Origin of the sequence: Yoonia sp. (assembly GCF_036007805.1) — a bacterium.
Lineage (GTDB): Bacteria > Pseudomonadota > Alphaproteobacteria > Rhodobacterales > Rhodobacteraceae > Yoonia.
Window position 1 is genome coordinate 1 of sequence record NZ_DASYOK010000319.1, and the last position, 3,601, is coordinate 3,601.

The window sequence follows — 3,601 nt, forward strand, 5'->3', positions numbered from 1 at the left end:
TGAAGGCCTATCCCAGTGCAAACCACCTGCTGGCCGACCTGCAAGAGGCTTTGATGGCTTTGGGCACGGACCGTCCGACGGCGTTGATTATCGGGGCCTTGGGCCGTGTTGGCAGCGGGGCCGCCGATCTGTGTACCGCAATGGGGGTCGCAACCACGCAATGGGATATGGCGGAAACCGCCTCGGGTGGGCCGTTTCCCGAAGTGCTGCGCCATGACATCTTTCTCAACTGCATCCTTGCCCGCCCGGGCACCCCGGTCTTTGTCCCCGCAAGTGCCAAGACTGCCCCCCGGACGCTTTGCGTCATCGGCGATGTGGCCTGCGACCCGGACAGCGATTTTTCACCGATCAAGGTCTATGACCGCACAACGACATGGGATGCGCCAGCGCTGCGTGTGCATGACAACCCGGTGCTGGATGTCACGGCAATTGACAACCTGCCTTCGATGTTACCTGCAGAAAGCAGCGCGGATTTCGCGGAACAGCTTTTGCCGCATCTGTTGACGTTGCCTCAGTTGGATGAAGGCGTCTGGGGCAGAGCGCAGGCTTGGTTTGAAAGGGCAACGCGCTGATCAGGTAAGGTGGATCAGGATCCACCTTACGCTGGCCGGTAAAGATCATCCTCGGCTTCTGATGGATCCATACCAAGGGCGGCCATGCCAGCCTCCAGATGATCGGCCAGATGCGGCGACCCTTTCAGATAGCTGGCTGTTGGTGTCGTCGCCTCGCGCGCCGCCGTCATCAGCGCCTCAGCCAGTTCTTCGGCCTCGAAGCTGCCGCGGCCGATCCAGAAGACCGCAACGATCCCCGCTTTTTCGTCGTCATTGAGTTGATCGACAAACCCGTCAAACTCATTCTCGGCGCGATCCAACTCGCGCGCCAGAATGATGATCTCTGCAATTTTATCTGCCGTAATGGGTAACATTAGCGCCTCTCCTTTGGCCCCACCATGAAAGAGCAACACAAACGCGACCTTGATCTGGCGCAAGCTGTGTCGCACGCGCCTCGTTATTTTTTGTTGCGGGCGGCTTTCTCTTCTTTGGTCAGCTTGTTGTTCCAAACATTGTTACTCAGACCAAGCTCGGCCGCCAAAGGCTTGGTTTTTCCACGACTGACTTTGCCGCCTTTGTTCAGGAACTCCTGGATAAGCGCATCATCAGTGGTTTCTTTGGGGACATGTTTCATGCGTTCACGCTAGCCGAGCAAGGACGGCGGAGCAACGATTGCTTTCAATGCAGGCTCGCAAAGAAAAAAGCCCCGCCATCACAGTGGATGGCGGGGGAAAAGTTAGTGCTCGCGTGCCCATCCAGTATTGGACAGGCTTGCCGCAGGCACCGGCGGTATCAACTTTGGTAAAACTTAGTGTTTCGCCATCTCGGAGCGGATCTGCTGGCGCAGCAGATCAATGGGCACTTTCTGCCCGTCGCGTTTAAATTGCCAATAGGTCCAGCCGTTGCAGCTTGGTGCGCCCTCAAGGAAGGCACCGACCTGATGGATTGATCCTTTGATGTCGTCACCGATCAGCGTGCCGTCGGCACGGACCTTCGCTTTGTGACGGCCATTCATGCTCCACAATTCCTCGCCGGGGCGCAGCATGCCGCGTTCGACCAACACGCCGAAGGCAACACGCGGCTCGGCACGTTTCGAGGTCGAGACCTCCAGCGCCTCCTTGTCGAATTTGCGGGTGTTGTTGATGCGCTTCTCGGCCACCTTGCGGTAGGCCTCTTCGCGCTCGATCCCGATGAAATCGCGGCCCAGCATTTTTGCGACCGCGCCCGTGGTGCCAGTCCCGAAGAAGGGGTCAAGGACCACATCGCCGGGGTTAGTGGTGGCAACAAGAACGCGGTGCAAGAGGGACTGCGGTTTTTGCGTGGGATGCGCCTTTTCGCCCATCTCATTCTTCAGCCGCTCATGGCCGGTGCAGATGGGCAGAACCCAATCCGAGCGCATCTGTACGCCCTCATTGAGGGCTTTGAGCGCTTCGTAATTGAAGGTGTACTTGCTAGCCTCTTCTTTCGAGGCCCAGATCAGGGTTTCATGGGCGTTGGTCAGGCGCTTGCCCCGAAAATTCGGCATCGGGTTGGATTTGCGCCAGACAACATCATTGAGAATCCAGAAGCCCTGGTTCTGCAATTCAGCACCCATGCGGAAAACATTGTGATAGCTGCCAATGACCCAGATCGCGCCATTTGGCTTCAGCAAACGGCGGGCAGCGGCGAGCCATGCTTTGGTGAACTGGTCATAGACCTTGAAGCTATCGAACTGGTCCCATGCGTCATCGACGGCATCGACCTTGGAATTGTCGGGGCGGTGCAGATCGCCCTTGAGCTGTAGGTTATATGGCGGATCCGCAAAAATCAGATCAACAGACCCTGCAGGCAGGCTGTTCATCACCTCGATGCAATCACCATCAATAATCGTATTGAGCGGGAGCGCTTGCGCCCCCTTCGTTTTCGTTTTGATCGTCATAACTTGCCTCTAAGCCCCGGCGGGTGTTCCCGCTCTATGGTTGAGCCCAATGTGAGTCAGAGGCGATTCCGTGTCAAAATCTTTATTGATTCAGTCACTTACGTTTTTATCTTGATACAAGATATGGTGTATCGGCTTGAACGAACGCCTATGGTGTTCAGTGACGCCAAACTGCTCAAGCCCCAATTTATGTTGGGCTGTCGGGTATCCGGCGTTGTTTTCCCAGCCGTAGTGGGGGTGCTGTTGCGCCAATGCCACCATGTGTCTGTCACGCCACACTTTGGCGACGACAGAAGCGGCCGCGATGCTCAAACTGCGTGCGTCGCCTTTGATGATTGCCTCACAGGGGATCACCAAATCACGCGGCACCATATTGCCGTCGATCAGCGCATAGTCGGCGGTTTGCCGCAGGCCCGCGACCGCGCGGACCATCGCGATATGGGATGCCCGCAGGATGTTATGGATATCAATCTCGGCCACTGTCGCCTCGGCGATAGACACGTCCGCCACCGCCAGCAATTCATCATAGAGCGCGTCACGCTTTTTCGGGGTCAGTTTCTTGCTGTCATTCAATCCAGCGGGAATGTTTGCAGGATCAAGAATCACAGCCGCCGCAACGACTGGCCCCGCCAGCGGACCGCGCCCGACCTCATCGACGCCGGCGATGTGCAAAAAGCCGCGCGCCTCGGCGGCTTGTTCAAAACTAAAATCAGGTTTGGTCATGAGGTCAGTGACCAGAACAAAGCTGTCACTTCAAGGAAAAAGGGGCAGAGAGCCATGTCCAACCTCTCTGCCCCATGCTGGGCGTCGCCATATCACGCTCTAAGCGGCGTACTTGTTACTGGCAGATCACCCAAGGTGGTGCGGCAACTGGGGCAAGCAGCCGCACACCTGCCCGACTTAGTTGTGTCGGTCAGTCCGGTAGCCTTGCTCGCGCAGGCAAAGGGGATCAAAGCCGTTACGTGGCCCGTTGCTGGTCCAGATGCGGACAGCGCAGCGCTCGGGCAGGCGGCTTGCAAAACGGTAGTTGTTTTCAAGGCAGCGCTTGCCGAACATGCGCTGGGTGCCAAAGCGCGTCTCGACGTGGCGCAGGCAAGAAGAAGGCAAGGTGCGGCGGTTCTGGCGGCTGCGC

5 protein-coding genes and 1 pseudogene are annotated in these 3,601 nt (G+C 57.5%); 1 reads left to right on the top strand and 5 read right to left on the bottom strand.

The window, feature by feature from the left end; translation table 11 throughout:
- Positions 1 to 572: Rossmann-fold NAD(P)-binding domain-containing protein (locus tag VGP75_RS17100; protein ID WP_526025528.1), on the top strand; the 572-nt coding region annotated here is incomplete at its 5' end.
- 26 nt (positions 573 to 598) lie between these two features.
- Here VGP75_RS17100 and VGP75_RS17105 read toward each other — a convergent pair.
- From VGP75_RS17105 to VGP75_RS17125, 5 genes and pseudogenes are all read right to left on the bottom strand, one after another.
- Positions 599 to 925 carry a DUF3775 domain-containing protein gene (locus tag VGP75_RS17105; protein ID WP_327544807.1) on the bottom strand — a complete coding sequence of 109 codons (327 nt, stop codon included), beginning with the start codon at positions 923 to 925 and terminating at the stop codon, positions 599 to 601.
- Positions 926 to 1,008: 83 nt separating this feature from the next.
- A complete protein-coding gene (locus VGP75_RS17110; protein ID WP_327544808.1) occupies positions 1,009 to 1,185 on the bottom strand; it encodes a hypothetical protein in 177 nt (58 codons plus the stop codon).
- A gap of 174 nt (positions 1,186 to 1,359) precedes the next feature.
- Positions 1,360 to 2,469 carry a site-specific DNA-methyltransferase gene (locus tag VGP75_RS17115; protein ID WP_327544809.1) on the bottom strand — a complete coding sequence of 370 codons (1,110 nt, stop codon included), beginning with the start codon at positions 2,467 to 2,469 and terminating at the stop codon, positions 1,360 to 1,362.
- A gap of 90 nt (positions 2,470 to 2,559) precedes the next feature.
- A complete protein-coding gene (gene rnhB / locus VGP75_RS17120) occupies positions 2,560 to 3,192 on the bottom strand; it encodes a ribonuclease HII (protein WP_327544810.1) in 633 nt (210 codons plus the stop codon).
- 177 nt (positions 3,193 to 3,369) lie between these two features.
- A pseudogene (locus tag VGP75_RS17125) lies at positions 3,370 to 3,601 on the bottom strand (hypothetical protein); the annotation flags it as partial.